At 45.0% G+C, this 12969-nt stretch carries 19 protein-coding genes; 6 read left to right on the forward strand and 13 right to left on the reverse strand.

Annotation, left to right across the window (positions count from 1 at the left end; genetic code table 11):
* Positions 1 to 7: 7 nt before the first annotated feature.
* From atpH to JGK14_RS19390, 7 genes are all read right to left on the reverse strand, one after another.
* Positions 8 to 553 (reverse strand): ATP synthase F1 subunit delta, encoded by a 546-nt coding sequence (gene atpH / locus JGK14_RS19360; protein WP_293180386.1) that lies wholly within the window; start codon positions 551 to 553, stop codon positions 8 to 10.
* Positions 554 to 556: 3 nt separating this feature from the next.
* Entirely contained in the window at positions 557 to 1084 is a 528-nt protein-coding gene (locus JGK14_RS19365) for a F0F1 ATP synthase subunit B (protein WP_293180389.1), read from the reverse strand.
* Between the two features lie 87 nt (positions 1085 to 1171).
* Positions 1172 to 1639, reverse strand: a complete 468-nt coding sequence (locus JGK14_RS19370) for a F0F1 ATP synthase subunit B' (protein ID WP_293180392.1) — start codon at positions 1637 to 1639, stop codon at positions 1172 to 1174.
* A gap of 27 nt (positions 1640 to 1666) precedes the next feature.
* The gene (gene atpE, locus JGK14_RS19375) at positions 1667 to 1912 is read right to left on the reverse strand and encodes an ATP synthase F0 subunit C (RefSeq protein ID WP_193972048.1); all 246 of its coding nucleotides are present in this window, start codon (positions 1910 to 1912) and stop codon (positions 1667 to 1669) included.
* A gap of 126 nt (positions 1913 to 2038) precedes the next feature.
* A complete protein-coding gene (atpB, locus tag JGK14_RS19380) occupies positions 2039 to 2794 on the reverse strand; it encodes a F0F1 ATP synthase subunit A (protein ID WP_293154916.1) in 756 nt (251 codons plus the stop codon).
* A 27-nt stretch (positions 2795 to 2821) separates the two neighbouring features.
* Positions 2822 to 3193, reverse strand: a complete 372-nt coding sequence (locus JGK14_RS19385; RefSeq protein WP_293180536.1) for an ATP synthase subunit I — start codon at positions 3191 to 3193, stop codon at positions 2822 to 2824.
* A 227-nt stretch (positions 3194 to 3420) separates the two neighbouring features.
* Entirely contained in the window at positions 3421 to 3648 is a 228-nt protein-coding gene (locus JGK14_RS19390) for a hypothetical protein (protein ID WP_293197041.1), read from the reverse strand.
* A 171-nt stretch (positions 3649 to 3819) separates the two neighbouring features.
* Between JGK14_RS19390 and JGK14_RS19395 the strand changes: the two genes are divergently transcribed.
* Complete coding sequence (locus JGK14_RS19395; RefSeq protein WP_293274693.1) at positions 3820 to 4902, forward strand: trypsin-like serine protease; 1083 nt, start codon at positions 3820 to 3822, stop codon at positions 4900 to 4902.
* Between the two features lie 85 nt (positions 4903 to 4987).
* On the opposite strand, the gene JGK14_RS19400 is transcribed toward JGK14_RS19395, so the two are convergent.
* Positions 4988 to 5440: a nitrate reductase associated protein gene (locus JGK14_RS19400; RefSeq protein WP_293180399.1), complete on the reverse strand. Its 453-nt coding sequence runs from the start codon at positions 5438 to 5440 to the stop codon at positions 4988 to 4990.
* Between the two features lie 297 nt (positions 5441 to 5737).
* On the opposite strand from JGK14_RS19400, the gene moaA reads away from it, so the two are divergent.
* The 3 genes from moaA (at position 5738) to JGK14_RS19415 (ending at position 7459) form a co-directional block, all read left to right on the forward strand.
* Positions 5738 to 6727 carry a GTP 3',8-cyclase MoaA gene (moaA, locus tag JGK14_RS19405; RefSeq protein ID WP_293324523.1) on the forward strand — a complete coding sequence of 330 codons (990 nt, stop codon included), beginning with the start codon at positions 5738 to 5740 and terminating at the stop codon, positions 6725 to 6727.
* An 88-nt stretch (positions 6728 to 6815) separates the two neighbouring features.
* Positions 6816 to 7166 carry a type II toxin-antitoxin system RelE/ParE family toxin gene (locus JGK14_RS19410; protein ID WP_293190979.1) on the forward strand — a complete coding sequence of 117 codons (351 nt, stop codon included), beginning with the start codon at positions 6816 to 6818 and terminating at the stop codon, positions 7164 to 7166.
* The gene (locus JGK14_RS19415) at positions 7163 to 7459 is read left to right on the forward strand and encodes a helix-turn-helix domain-containing protein (RefSeq protein ID WP_194061433.1); all 297 of its coding nucleotides are present in this window, start codon (positions 7163 to 7165) and stop codon (positions 7457 to 7459) included. The genes JGK14_RS19410 and JGK14_RS19415 overlap by 4 nt, the downstream gene beginning before the upstream one ends.
* A 32-nt stretch (positions 7460 to 7491) precedes the next feature.
* Here the strand turns inward: JGK14_RS19415 and JGK14_RS19420 are convergent, their stop codons facing one another.
* The 4 genes from JGK14_RS19420 to JGK14_RS19435 form a co-directional block, all read right to left on the reverse strand.
* The gene (locus JGK14_RS19420; protein WP_325315389.1) at positions 7492 to 8082 is read right to left on the reverse strand and encodes a Uma2 family endonuclease; all 591 of its coding nucleotides are present in this window, start codon (positions 8080 to 8082) and stop codon (positions 7492 to 7494) included.
* A gap of 154 nt (positions 8083 to 8236) precedes the next feature.
* Positions 8237 to 8461, reverse strand: coding sequence for a DUF433 domain-containing protein (locus JGK14_RS19425; RefSeq protein ID WP_106332354.1), 225 nt, complete (start codon positions 8459 to 8461; stop codon positions 8237 to 8239).
* A 238-nt stretch (positions 8462 to 8699) separates the two neighbouring features.
* Positions 8700 to 9455, reverse strand: coding sequence for a hypothetical protein (locus JGK14_RS19430; RefSeq protein ID WP_325315390.1), 756 nt, complete (start codon positions 9453 to 9455; stop codon positions 8700 to 8702).
* Between the two features lie 245 nt (positions 9456 to 9700).
* Positions 9701 to 9946 carry a hypothetical protein gene (locus JGK14_RS19435; protein WP_325315391.1) on the reverse strand — a complete coding sequence of 82 codons (246 nt, stop codon included), beginning with the start codon at positions 9944 to 9946 and terminating at the stop codon, positions 9701 to 9703.
* 485 nt (positions 9947 to 10431) lie between these two features.
* Here JGK14_RS19435 and JGK14_RS19440 point away from each other — a divergent pair, with 485 nt between their 5' ends.
* Together JGK14_RS19440 and JGK14_RS19445 are read left to right on the forward strand one after the other, a co-directional pair.
* Positions 10432 to 10713: a hypothetical protein gene (locus tag JGK14_RS19440; protein WP_325315392.1), complete on the forward strand. Its 282-nt coding sequence runs from the start codon at positions 10432 to 10434 to the stop codon at positions 10711 to 10713.
* Complete coding sequence (locus JGK14_RS19445; RefSeq protein ID WP_325315393.1) at positions 10714 to 11157, forward strand: type II toxin-antitoxin system VapC family toxin; 444 nt, start codon at positions 10714 to 10716, stop codon at positions 11155 to 11157.
* Positions 11158 to 11328: 171 nt separating this feature from the next.
* Here JGK14_RS19445 and JGK14_RS19450 read toward each other — a convergent pair whose 3' ends face one another.
* On the reverse strand, positions 11329 to 12549 hold the full coding sequence (locus JGK14_RS19450; RefSeq protein WP_325315394.1) for a class I SAM-dependent methyltransferase: 1221 nt from the start codon (positions 12547 to 12549) through the stop codon (positions 11329 to 11331).
* Positions 12550 to 12969: the final 420 nt, after the last annotated feature.

Raw genomic sequence — 12969 nt, forward strand, 5'->3', positions numbered from 1 at the left:
CCTTAAATCAGGAACTCAAGCGAATTCCGAGACGGCGCAATTGTCCCCGCAGGCTAGCATCAATTACTTGAGAGCCTACTTTAATTACCACACCGCCGATTAAATCTGCGTCTATTTTTGTTTCAATTTCTACGCTACGAGCGCTGGTCATCGCCTGCACTTTCTCGCGAACAGTCTGCTGTTGAGCGTCTGAAAGTGGGACTGCCGATGTAACTTCAGCCAATACTGTTTGGTTGAGTTCTCGGAGCTTTGCCAAGTATTGTTGGCCAATCCCTTCTAAAAAAAGAATTCTTCCTTTGTCTACTAAAAGCTTCAGAAAGTTGTGCATCAAGGGGCTCATTTCTTCACCCGCTATTTGCTTAATTACAGCTTTTTTAGTATCCGCTTTGATCAGCGGATTGGCTAAAAATTGACGTAATTCTTCCGAACCTTCTAGCAGGCTAAGCAAAGAACGAATGTCTTCGCCGAACTTTTCTGAGAGATTGCTGGACTGAGCCAGTGACATCAAGGCAGATGAGTAAGGCTGTAAGACTGCTGTGCTAACGATACTCACTTTTTAGCCTCCCAGTAACGCAATGCTGCGATCGATTAAGTGGTTTTGGGCGTTGTCGTCCAAGCGAGTTTTCAACTCACCTTCCACTTTTGCTAATGCCAAAGATACAACCGTCGATCTCAGTTGGGCGATCGCTCTTTCCCGCTCCGCTTCCAACTCTTGACCTGCTGTTGCTTTCATGCGTTCAACTTCCTGCGCCGCTTGAGCTAGAATTGCTTCTTTTGCTACGATCGCATTTGCTTCAGCAGCGGAGCGAATTCGTTCCGCTTCTGCTTGAGCCTGAGTCAATTTTTGCTGTTGTTCTGCTAAAGCTGCCGCTGCATCTTTTTGGCGAGTTTCTGCATCTTTAATCGCCTCTTCAATGGCGGAGCGTCTTTCGCCTAGGATATTTCCTAAGAAGCCGCGCCCGAAGTAAAACAGCAATCCAATAACAATGCTCAGGTTAATCAGGTTGGTTTCTAAAATATCGAAATTTAAACCGAAACCACCTTCTGTGCTAGCTTCTGTGGCTAGCAATAAAACAGTCCCCATGATTCTCTTCCATAATTGCGCGTGCAGGTTGGATGAACCGATTTAAGATTTGAGAATTCACCCAAAATCTAAAACTGTTCGATCGAGCTATTTGGCCAGTGCTGTGCCCAATAGCTTTTCAAGAATTTGTCGGCTCAGAGTATCTACCTCTAGTTCTAGCGAGCGCATTGCCTCTTGTTTTTGCTGCTCAATTTCTTGGCCTGCCTTTTCTCGCGAAACTTGAGCTTCTTTTTGAGCCTCAGCTACTTTTGCCGACGCGATTTTTTTGGCATCCGCTTGAGCCGTAGCAATTACTGCCTGAGACTGTTTGCGAGTTTCTCCCAGTTTTTGGTCGTATTCCTGCGCTAATTTCTGGGCTTTTGCCAAGCGTTCCTGAGCTGACACTTGAGTGGTACGAATGTATTCGTCCCGATCGTCCAGAACCTTAGTCATGGGCTTATAGAAAACCGCATTGAGGACTACCGTCAAAACTAGGAACTGCAATGCCATAAATGGCAAAGTTGCATCAAAATCAAACACTTTTAGTTCCTCCTTGTTTTTGGGGCGGAAAGACATCCGCCCCTTTTTTGCAATCCTTCAATATTAAGCGAAGGGATTAGCAAACAGCAGCACCAATGCAATAACGAGACCGTAGATGGTCAAGGATTCCATGAATGCTAAGCTCAGCAGGAGAGTGCCGCGAATTTTGCCTTCTGCTTCCGGCTGACGCGCAATACCTTCTACTGCTTGACCTGCGGCATTACCTTGACCGATACCAGGTCCAATCGCGCCTAAACCAATAGCTAGACCGGCGGCGATAACAGAAGCAGCAGCAATTGTCGGATTCATGATAAATTTCCTTAATCTTTGTGTACAGAGTTCAAGAGAGATGTTGGGTAATTGGTCATTAGTCATTAGTCATTAGACCGCTGGCTTTTGACTGTTCGCTATTCGCCTTTACCCAATTTTAGAGAGTTAATCGTGATGTTCGTCGCCGTGTCCTTCCAATGCTTCGTGAATGTAAGCTCCTGCCAAGGTGGCAAATACCAAAGCTTGAATCGCACTGGTAAACAGACCCAACATCATTACGGGCAAAGGTACGAACAGGGGAACTAATAACACCAACACCGCCACCACTAATTCATCCGCTAAGATGTTACCAAATAAACGGAAGCTCAGGGAAAGAGGTTTGGTGAAATCTTCTAAAATCGCGATCGGTAACAAAATTGGGGTCGGTTCGATGTACTTACTAAAGTAACCCAAACCCCGCTTACTGAAACCTGCATAAAAATATGCCAAAGAAGTCAGCAATGCGAGTGCTACCGTCGTGTTGATGTCATTAGTCGGAGCAGCTAGTTCGCCCGCTGGCAACTTAATTAGCTTCCAAGGAACTAAAGCGCCCGACCAATTCGATACAAAAATAAACAGGAACAATGTGCCAATAAATGGCAGCCAAGGACGGTACTCTTTCTCGCCGAGTTGATTTCTAGCCAAGTCTCGAACGAATTCTAAGGCGTACTCCATGAAATTTTGCATTCCGCTCGGAATTCTCTGCACATTGCGAGTTGCCGCGAGGGAAGCTATCAGGAGGAGAGCAATCACAATCCAGGAGGTAATAAATACCTGTCCGTGAACTTTGAGACTGCCTATGTGCCAGTAGAAATGCTTTCCTACTTCCAACTCAGCGAGGGGAAAAGCATTAAAGGCATTTAAGACATTTAGCATTTCCATTCACAAGAAGTTCACACAGTGGAGGGTTCACCGACTGCCTGACCCATTGGCAGGGTCGGTAACAAACAGGCTTTGCAGCATATAAAAGACGATCGCGCCCTTATACGTCAGAAATCCCAAAAATATGGGCAAAATCTGTAGCTCTTTCAACTGAGTTGATACTACAATCAACCCAATAAATACAGCTAACCTATTTTTGCTCAGACTCGTTTTTTGCGGGCCGATGCGTTCAACGTCTTTAGCCAACATTCTCAAGTAAACCACACCGGCGATCGCCCCAAGCATATAATTTAGGGCAATGTTGAGTGAATAAAAAATCCACACCGAGATAAAAATTATTCCCGTGAAAGCGAGAGTGACCACAAACAACTGTTGTTGAAGTTTGTAGAAATCTTGCATAGTGTCGGTGGACTCCGGTTCGGACGAACCTGTCTGAGAGATGTCCCCCGTTTCAGCGATGGATGCGCGAGATTGATCTGACAAGGTTACTTGACTTTTAAAGCAGTCGGTGTTAGTTGACTCCCACTACAATTAATTCGGTTGAAACCGTCTTGTAGCGACAAGTGTGACAAAAGCTACAGCTCGTACACTTCAGATCGAATAATACCACGCGCAGGTAACATAACTTAAAAAAAAATGAATTTTTTGATTGGTTTCTGAGAAAAGTCTGGCTGAGTTACCGAACCCAGGTAAGCGTGCCGAACCTTTCCGAAACCAGAAGCTAGAAGGGTTTTATGCAGACAGCCGGAGATTCTCTGAATATTTATCATGTTGTCGTTGTCGAGCGACTCGGAAATCTTTTTGGTCGATCGACATAATTCTACATCTCCCACCGCCCGATCGCACCAACTCACACTTTATATCGCCTGAAGCGCACAAAATCTTTCTTACTTAGTATAAAAAAACGGGAGCTTTTTGGCGAATATAAAGATTTGTAACAAAGCCCAACATTTTGCATAAAAATCGAGTTTTGCACCAGATAGGTCAATAGAACAACAAATTTAACATCGATCTCGGTGCTTACTGTGAAAACTCAAAACCTAATTACATCAACGCTAACAGCCTTTGTGGCAGCAGCAGGTTTCAGTGGCAGCGCGATCGCCGGTACGATTCGGCACGATCGATCCGACGCCCAGTACACAAACTTCGCCAACCAAAACCAATTTGCCAGCGTCGGCCGCCTCGACATGAGATTTGCTAACAACACGTTCACCCTTTGTTCGGGAACCCTGATCAGTGCCAACTGGGTACTAACCGCAGCGCACTGTTTTGAAAACGGTCAACAAAGTCTTGCTGGTGCAGGTTTTTCAATTGGCGGGCGCAGCTATTCAATCAATTTGGGACTTCAGAACGGAGGATGGGCCAGTAGCAACCGGAACGCGAGTGCAGGCGCTGACATAGGCTTGTATCGGCTCAGCAGTTCAATCTCGAACATTAATCCGGCCACCCTGTACTCCGGTACTAACGAAGATTTGCAAGTCGGCAGCTACGTCGGGTTCGGAAATACAGGCAATGGCTTAAGTGGCGAAAATGTAGGAACATACAAAACAAAACGAGCTGGTCAGAATACGATCGGCCTGGGTAGTCGATTAGGTTATTCCAACGGAATACTCGTGTCAGATTTCGACGATCCTCGATCGGTCGATCCCTCACAGCCATTGACTCGCCCTCTCAACCTAGAATACCAATTAGCCCGGGGCGATAGCGGTGGAGCACTGTTCATCGGCGGACTCCTGGCCGGTGTCAACTCTTTTATTACCAGCCAGAACAACCAGAGGTTGGCTGACTACGGCGATATTTCTGCTACTACTCGCGTCTCGTCGCAATACAACTGGATTCGGAATGCCATCAGCGGATTAGCTGGAACAGGAGTGCTCAATAGCTTACCTAGAACTAGCTCAAACTTTGGCCCAACTACTCTCGCGGAGCTCGTAATCGATCAATCCGACAGTATCGGCGACTTGTCACAACCACTGGAAATAGTACAGGATACTTGGGACAACTCCGAAGCAGTACCGGAACCGACAACAGTAGTCGGCGGATTGCTTTCCTTGGGGGGTTTGATTTTAGCCCGCCGCCGCCAAAAGTTAGCTCAAAAACAAGCTTGAAGCTAGGAGTAGGTGGACGCAGTTAAACGTAAAATCCGCGGCTAGAACCTGCTAGAAGCCGGACTTATTCAATAATTCCGGCTTCTCATGCAACGAGGTGAAATTCTCGAACAGCGGGGAGAAAGTTTTTATTCTCGTGGCTCGATCGACTAAGTTTGATTAAAGCAAACCGCTGTAGCGGCTGCAAACCGCTCCACTGGGCATCGGTAACAGTCAATCCGAGCTCTTGCGCTTTTGCTGTGACGGATTCTGGTATGGTTGCAGCATCCATCCACGGGGGATTTTGGTCGATCGCCAAATCGGTTCCGCATTTTCCAGTATGTTGGATTAATATTTGGTTTAGCTGTTCTCGGTAATCTTGAATTTCTGCACTTGTCACACAAGGAAGCTCTACAAGTGTTTGGCGTTCTGCTTGAGTAAAATGATTCCAATCTTGCAACTTGAGTTTGATGCCGCAAGTATCTAACTTGAGGCGTACTTGCATTGGGATGCAGCGCAGGGCTTCTACAAAGTCAGCTTCAAATTTAAAGAATGTCATAGATATATGGATTTGCAAATTAGATTTTTTTTATTAACCGCAGAGGGCGCAGAGAGCGCAGAGTAAGAGATGAGGGAGAAATCGATGTCGTTTTTTTGCTTCTTGGGTGCATCTCATTTTTGCAAATATCTTCGTAGGGGCGAAGCATTCCGGCAGACGATTTATTAGCTATCGCCAGAGATTGACTACCGGAATGCTTCGCCCTTCCCAAATTGAGATGCACCCTTTTGCTTTCTATCAATAATTGCAGAAAATCGAGTCCGCATTTATAATTAAATAATATTACAAATCATTGACATGAATCCCGTAGACTACCTTCGGATTAGTTTGATAGACCGCTGCAATTTCCGCTGTCTCTATTGTATGCCGGAAGGTAGCGAGTTGGACTATGTGTTGCAGCAGCAGTTGCTAACTCACTCGGAATTGCTAACTTTGCTGCGGGAAGTTTTCATACCTGTGGGATTTACTAAGTTTCGGTTGACTGGTGGGGAACCGCTGCTGCGCCCTGGGGTGGTGGAGTTGGTTGGGTCGATCGCATCTTTGCCCGAAACACGAGATTTGTCAATGACAACTAACGGCTTTTTGTTGGCGGGAATGGCGGAAAATCTCTACAGTGCTGGTTTGCGCCGGATTAATATTAGTTTGGATTCCCTGGAACCGGAGACTTTTGATCGGATAATTGGTAGTCGGGGACGATCGCGCTGGATGCAAGTTTGGCAGGGAATTCAAGCGGCTTATGAAGCTGGATTCGATCCGCTGAAACTGAATGTGGTGGTGATTCCCGGTGTGAATGATGGCGAAATATTGGAGTTGGCAGAATTAACTATTAACCGGAATTGGCACGTTCGATTTATTGAGTTTATGCCGATCGGGAATGGTGATTTATTTGGCGATAAAGGTTGGGTAGCTTCGGCAGATTTGCGGCAACAAATTAGCGACAAATACGGGTTGGCTGAGTCGGGAGTGCGGGGAAATGGGCCGGCGGATGTGTTTCAAATTCCGGGGGCGAAGGGTACTTTGGGGTTTATTAGTCAGATGTCTGAGTGTTTTTGCGATCGGTGCAATCGGATGCGTTTGTCTGCTGACGGGTGGCTGCGGCCTTGTCTGCTGAACGAAACGGGGCAAATTGATTTGAAAACGGCTCTGCGGAATGGGGTGTCTACGGGCGAATTGCGCGATCGAGTGCAGCAGATATTGGAGATTAAACCGGAGATTAATTTCAAGCAGCGAGATTCGGGAACTACTCAAGGAAATTACAGCCGCACAATGTCTCAAATCGGCGGCTGAACTAACCGACATAGAGCGCTGAAGAAATAAAATACTTAAGGCAATACTTGAGTATAATTGTCACAGTATTCGATTCTCAACAAACTCGATGACCATCAAGCCGATTCGGTGGGTTGGCCCTGCCCGCGAAGAAATCCAATCTCTTCCTGAAGAGGCCCGAAAAGAAGCCGGTTTTTCACTTTGGACTCTCCAGCAGGGCATACAACCACCAGACTTTAAACCGATGTCGATCGTAGGTAAAGGCGTTGAAGAAATTCGGATTCGGACAGAAAATGCCTATCGGGTTTTCTATATTGCTAGATTTGAAGAAGCTATTTATGTACTCCACGCCTTCCAAAAGAAAACTCAGAAAACAGCCCAGAAAAATATCGAAGTTGGGCAGAAACGCTACCAAGAGTTGTTACAAAATCGTTTAAACTCAAGAGAACCGGAACAATGAGCGAAAATACTATTACCCAAGCAGCCGATAATATTTTTCTAGATCTCGGATTCTCATCTGAAGAAGCTGATAACTTACTAATCCGATCGCAACTAATTCTCGCCCTGACTCATCAGATTAAAGAGCGCGGTTGGACTCTCGATCAAACGGCTCAACATCTCCAACAGTCCAACGATCGAATCAAAGCTCTAACTCAAGGTAAAATAGGGCAGTTTTCCGTTGACAGTCTGATTGCAATGCTCAATAAAGTAGGTATGACTGTCAAAGTCGAAATTTGCCCCAAGGTAGCTTAGGTGAAAATTATGCAATTTGGCGCATTCTACAACTAAAACTCTCCTCCCAAAACTTGTCCAGCCGTCAAGTTCAACTGCGGAAAAGCCGGCGATATCAGCGCTTGTTCCCCTTGAAAAACCCCAACTTCGACATACTCACCTGATTCTAGTCGTAGTACCGCTACTATCTCCTCTTGAGGGTCAACAATCCAATATTCAGGGATACCCCGCGCTGCATATTGAGCTCGTTTACTAATGTAATCGCGATCGCGCCCAACTCTACCTGGACTAACAACCTCGACAACCAACTGAGGAGGCGGCATAGTTTGGGTGATGGTTAGCCTGGTTGCTGTCAGCAAGATGTGTTCGGGGCGCAAAACCACCAAATCTGGGTAGCGGTTAGCTGCGTCGCCCTCCCGCAGGATCGGAACTTGGATTTCGCACATATGTGTTTTGATACACCGCCAAGGGATGCCACTATTGACGAGGACTAAAAACAGATAGCTGACAATGGCATTGTTGGGTTCGGATTCGGGCGGCAATGTTACTAACTCTCCATCAATTAGTTCGTAGCGGTTGTCGGTGTCGTCCTCATAGGTGAGGTACTCTTCAAAGGTAAGTTTTTGTTTGTGGGCTTGTATCATCTTTTACCTTCCAGGATTGCTATTGTTATTAAAATGTTTACACATCCGAGGGAAGCGGCGGCCTCAGTGATTTTCATTGAATTAACAAGCTGGGTAGCACTGTTTCAATTATATTATAAGGCTGCATCTGAGAGGTTTTCGTCCAACAGTAGTTTCACAGGGATGCCACAAATAACTTTTTTTCACGATCAGCCGCAAAAGCAAGACAGGCTTTGATGTCTGCCGAAGTTAGTTCGGAAAAATCTTCGAGAATTTCTGCTTCCGTCATGCCACCTGCGAGATATTCTAAGATGTCGTAGACGGTGATTCGCATTCCCCGAATACATGGTTTGCCACTGCGTTTTCCAGGTTCAATTGTGATGATGTCGTGGTAGTCCATAAAGCAATATTTGGTACTAATAATCGCAATTATAGCTGCAAATAATCCTGGTTTGTTTAGGTCAGGATTTCAGGTTTGAGCAAGTAGGGAGAAAAAAAGAACCCTGACGTTGGAAATAGCCAAGGCGGATCAGTTTTCTCATGGTCTGCGGCAAAAGCAAGGCAGGCTTTGATGTCTGCCGAATTTAGTAGGGTTTTCCACCAATAAGACTCCAAAATTGGCGGCAGTCCGATCGACGTTATTTAATTAGATAGGCGTAATTACCATTAATTGTTAATCCCAATAATTTCGCAAGTTTACTAGAATGATAATGCACTAACTCACCTTTCAATGGTGTAGGATAATTTTTCAATGCTAATTTAGCTTGTTTATAATCAGAAAAAGGAACACTCAATGTATGTGGGAAAGGATAAAGACTCCAGCATCCGATAACGTGTTTAACAGCTATCATTAATTCTCCTTGTAATTCGATACTATCGTACCCTTTATAAACCACTAATTTTTTACCATAGTAAATAATACACTCGGTGGCACGATACATAGACAGTGCTACTTCTATTGTCGTTTCTGCCATAGATGAAAAAGGTGTTGTTCCATGTTCTAAAAAATATTGGTTATCGTTTTTTAAAGAGTTTTCCAAGTTTTTTAAAATCATTAATCTCATGGTTTTTATATTACTCATCCATATTAGATGTCGATGCTCGCTAAGTTCTATTTCACCTAATAAATATGCAGCTTTTTCCCAGTATTTTTTCCAAAAATCTACAATTTCTAATAATGTGTAATTGTCAATATCATTATGAAAAGCAACTAGAGCAGACCACAGTAACGCCAAATATGGTGAATTTTCACGATTTTTTTGAAACTCAACATCTTCAATTTCTGAAATTTGGTGAAGAGTCCTATAAAAAATGTTTGAGGATGTTGAGGTTTGTGGTGTAGTAGATGTTTTTCCTAAACGACGCGCTTTTTTTCTTTGTTTTGCTTTTCCCATAATGCCTCTCAACTATTCAAAAAAGTTAAGATAACACATAAAGTGTTCATGTGACACACTATCGGTTTTTCAATGGTTACAAGGCTTAGGCGGGGAAATGTGCCTTTCCCCGCCTAGCTTTTTTAAAGGGGTTTCAGCCTCTAAATTAAGATATGCTCTTATCCTGATTTAGTAAAGTAACGTGCCTGATATTTGTTGGTCTTCTTAACTGGTTCCCAGGCTCAAGCCTGGGAACGAGCAAACACCTACGCTTTGCGCTTCCGACGGCGAATCAGCACACTCATCACTTGCTTCGGATTGGCTGCACGCTGTAGCTGACTCCAATCACCCACTTCCGCAAATCCCAATCGGTACAAAGTGAGTATAGTTTCCCTGACAGCCTGGGGCGAACCTGTGATTGTTACACACAGCACATCCTGTTCGGATTCTGCTGCTGAGTCGTCATTTGGGCGATCGGATTCGTTATCGTCAGGCAAAAATTCCTGTGACATAATATGTTCTCCTGGTTTTGGGTTTTCTAGAAAAACCCAAAAACCCAGCCGCCCCGCATTTCAAGGCATAGCAGGGCGGCTACAGAGAGTGTTAAGATACTCCGTTAGCCTCCAGACTGCTGATTCCAGTTTGGCGGTTAGCTGTCCATTGCTGTTACTAGCAGCTTTGGGCAGTGCAACTAGATTTTTGGGCGACGCGGGCCACTTCCTCTACAAGCAAAGCAACCTCTAACTTCAAAGCGTATCCATATTTGGGGGCCTGTGTCAATCCATTTGGGATTTGGGATTTTACCAGGCTCTAGTTCAAGTAGGGTGCGTCAGTTCGTAGATTGTCGATTTTTACCGAAAATAAGGACAACTGACGCACCCTACGACTCAACTCGGTGTGAGCAATATTAGGGCTAGAGTTATAATATGACAATCAATTTAAAAAGTGCGATCGACCCTGCTATCATCAACCCAAAAACTTGCACTCAAGGATAACTATGCTGCACAATCTTCAGCAATCTCACCAACAAGAGATACAGACTATTACTCAAGTTTTGGCAAAAATTACTAGCCGCACGGCGGATCAGATTAAACCATTACTAGATGCGATGCTCAAACAGCTAATTGAACCTCAACAACGTCCATTTTATGAAACAGCTACCCCAACAGAATGGTCAATAGCATTTCAAGAATGGGTTGACAGTCATCGTACCCTAAATCTCTCCACTCTTTCAGATGAAGCTATTAGCAGAGAGAGCATTTATGGAGACAGAGGTTAAATGCCGTTTCTCGTAGATACAAACATACTGCTGCGTAGCATCGATACAGCACACCCAATGAATCATGATGCCGTTAATGCTGTGATTACTCTGCGCGATCGCGGGGAACAACTTTATATCGTACCCCAAAATTTGATCGAGTTTTGGAACGTTTGCACGCGCCCGATCCAGAGAAATGGATTAGGGCGTTCTGCAATAGAAGCAGAGGCAGAAATTAATCGCTTAAAACAGCTTTTTCCTCTCTTGTTGGATACCGAAGCAATTTATCAAGAATGGGAGCGACTGGTGATAACATATAAGGTTATAGGTGTTAACGTTCATGATGCGCGGCTAGTTGCTGCTATGCTAGTTCATGGTTTAACCCATATCCTAACTTTTAACATTGCTGATTTCGCTCGTTATTCACAAATTACGGCTGTTAATCCTCCAACTGTAAAGCCTTGATTAATTGGGAATTTAACAGAAATGGTAGGGTGCGTCAGTTCGAGATTATCCATTTTTAGTGCAAGTAACACTAACTGACGCACCCTACGGCTCTTCTTGTAGGGTGCGTCAGTTCGTAGATTCTCGATTTTTAGCAAAAATAACACTAACTGACGCACCCTACGATACGACTCAACTCGGTGTTAGCAAAATTAACTGTTTTGATAAGATCGATCGCACTTCATCCAATCCCACCTCAACATCCGCCAAAATCTCTCCCACAGTTTTCTGTACCTCTTTCTCCCCCCCTTGGCAAGGGGGGGCTGGGGGGGGTGAACAACCTTGCAAAAATTCAAATTCAGCACTTGACAAATTGACCAATTGGTAGTTGCAATCAAACACCTGTTGACTCGGCCAACCGTGCATACAACCACTCAACTCTGGAATTGCCGCCAAAAGTGCCTGATCGTCCGACCAATCAATTTTATTAACAGGCTTTTTGCCCAAGAAAAACTCGTAATGAGTGATTTCCGTATCCAACAATTCAATTAATCGATAAAGCTCTCGTTCCGTCAAACCCTGAGCTCTTTCTATCAATTCCGGCGCTTTCCCCAAAAGTCTTTCTAATTGCCAATATCCCGGATTTGAAAAACCGATAAATTCCAATCCCGAAGCATCAATTAACTCGAACAAAGTCTCAATATTGTAGTCAATTTCCTGCGGGTGAACGTACATATCCGCAAAACATTCGTCTCGCTGATTTTCTCCCGCCCAACGCTGTTTTTCGTACTTGACAAGACGGTTGGTTTCTGGTAAAGAAGCAAAGATTTGACGGCCGACTTTCACACCATCGGGATAGTCGCCTTTTTGAGTTCCTTGGAGCAGGGCGATCGCCCTTTGCATCAATTGAATTTCCCAACGGCCCAATTCAGCATACACAAAAATGTGCATCAATCCACCAGGAGCCAACTTCGCCGCCAGTGCTTGAATGCCACGAATCGGATCGGGCAAATGATGCAACACGCCCACGCAATTGATCAAATCGAACTCGCCTTCGAGTCGATCGGCATCGTACAGGCTGAGGTGCCGAAAATCTGCTTCTCGCGCGCCCGATCGCCTACAACGTTCTTGTGCTACCTTCAAAGCACCGGAACTAAGGTCGATCGCCGTTACCGACGCTTCTGGGTTAAGGTGAATCAGATAATCCGTACTCGAACCCGTGCCACAGCCAGCATCTAAAATTCGGATATCGAGTTTTTGGGGCTTTTGACCGGTGCAAAAATTGTAAGCATCAGGCCAACTCCAGCGCCAGTTGTAGCCCGGGGGCGGTTCGTCGGACAAAGGATCGGGCGGAAAAGGGAAAGTATCGTAAAGCCGACGAACCGCAGCACTGATATCGGGTGAAGTTTCCATAGATTAGGGAAGAGTTTTAAGTGTTGAGTTGGGCTTCGGGATGGGATTGGACTGACGGCTGACAACTGCCTACTGACAACTGCCTACTGACAACTGCCTACTGACAGCTTCCGCGTAATAAAACTTATCATTTTTTCTCATATAAGCTCTCTTAAATCTATACAATAAATCTCGGCAGGCTTTTTAACAAACGAGGACTGTCAATCACCCAATGCTGAGCTTTCGGGTAAGGCAGCGGCGTCTTTCGGCAGAAAGTAAAAAGCCCAGAAAAAGGCAGAAGAAAATTTTGGATTTTCTTTTTCCTGAATTGAGGGCACTTGCTGCTATCCGCTAAACACTGGACAAAAGTGGACGAGATAGCCAGTCTAAGTCTTTAACTAGGCTACGTTAGTAAGGTCACGACACCTACGAGTGCTTTCC

Source organism: Microcoleus sp. PH2017_28_MFU_U_A (assembly GCF_020738035.1).
GTDB lineage: Bacteria > Cyanobacteriota > Cyanobacteriia > Cyanobacteriales > Microcoleaceae > Microcoleus.

What these genes read in the sequence shown, in the direction of transcription:
- JGK14_RS19420 (WP_325315389.1), bottom strand. Translation starts at nt 8,082, where the DNA reads ATGATACAAGCCCACAAACAAAAACTTACCTTTGAAGAGTACCTCACC.
- JGK14_RS19400 (WP_293180399.1), bottom strand. Translation starts at nt 5,440, where the DNA reads ATGACATTCTTTAAATTTGAAGCTGACTTTGTAGAAGCCCTGCGCTGC.
- JGK14_RS19365 (WP_293180389.1), bottom strand. Translation starts at nt 1,084, where the DNA reads ATGGGGACTGTTTTATTGCTAGCCACAGAAGCTAGCACAGAAGGTGGT.
- JGK14_RS19435 (WP_325315391.1), bottom strand. Translation starts at nt 9,946, where the DNA reads ATGTCACAGGAATTTTTGCCTGACGATAACGAATCCGATCGCCCAAAT.
- JGK14_RS19370 (WP_293180392.1), bottom strand. Translation starts at nt 1,639, where the DNA reads ATGTCTTTCCGCCCCAAAAACAAGGAGGAACTAAAAGTGTTTGATTTT.
- JGK14_RS19410 (WP_293190979.1), top strand. Translation starts at nt 6,816, where the DNA reads ATGACCATCAAGCCGATTCGGTGGGTTGGCCCTGCCCGCGAAGAAATC.
- moaA (WP_293324523.1), top strand. Translation starts at nt 5,738, where the DNA reads ATGAATCCCGTAGACTACCTTCGGATTAGTTTGATAGACCGCTGCAAT.
- JGK14_RS19450 (WP_325315394.1), bottom strand. Translation starts at nt 12,549, where the DNA reads ATGGAAACTTCACCCGATATCAGTGCTGCGGTTCGTCGGCTTTACGAT.
- JGK14_RS19415 (WP_194061433.1), top strand. Translation starts at nt 7,163, where the DNA reads ATGAGCGAAAATACTATTACCCAAGCAGCCGATAATATTTTTCTAGAT.
- JGK14_RS19430 (WP_325315390.1), bottom strand. Translation starts at nt 9,455, where the DNA reads ATGGGAAAAGCAAAACAAAGAAAAAAAGCGCGTCGTTTAGGAAAAACA.
- atpB (WP_293154916.1), bottom strand. Translation starts at nt 2,794, where the DNA reads ATGGAAATGCTAAATGTCTTAAATGCCTTTAATGCTTTTCCCCTCGCT.
- JGK14_RS19425 (WP_106332354.1), bottom strand. Translation starts at nt 8,461, where the DNA reads ATGGACTACCACGACATCATCACAATTGAACCTGGAAAACGCAGTGGC.
- JGK14_RS19440 (WP_325315392.1), top strand. Translation starts at nt 10,432, where the DNA reads ATGCTGCACAATCTTCAGCAATCTCACCAACAAGAGATACAGACTATT.
- JGK14_RS19445 (WP_325315393.1), top strand. Translation starts at nt 10,714, where the DNA reads ATGCCGTTTCTCGTAGATACAAACATACTGCTGCGTAGCATCGATACA.
- JGK14_RS19385 (WP_293180536.1), bottom strand. Translation starts at nt 3,193, where the DNA reads ATGCAAGATTTCTACAAACTTCAACAACAGTTGTTTGTGGTCACTCTC.
- atpE (WP_193972048.1), bottom strand. Translation starts at nt 1,912, where the DNA reads ATGAATCCGACAATTGCTGCTGCTTCTGTTATCGCCGCCGGTCTAGCT.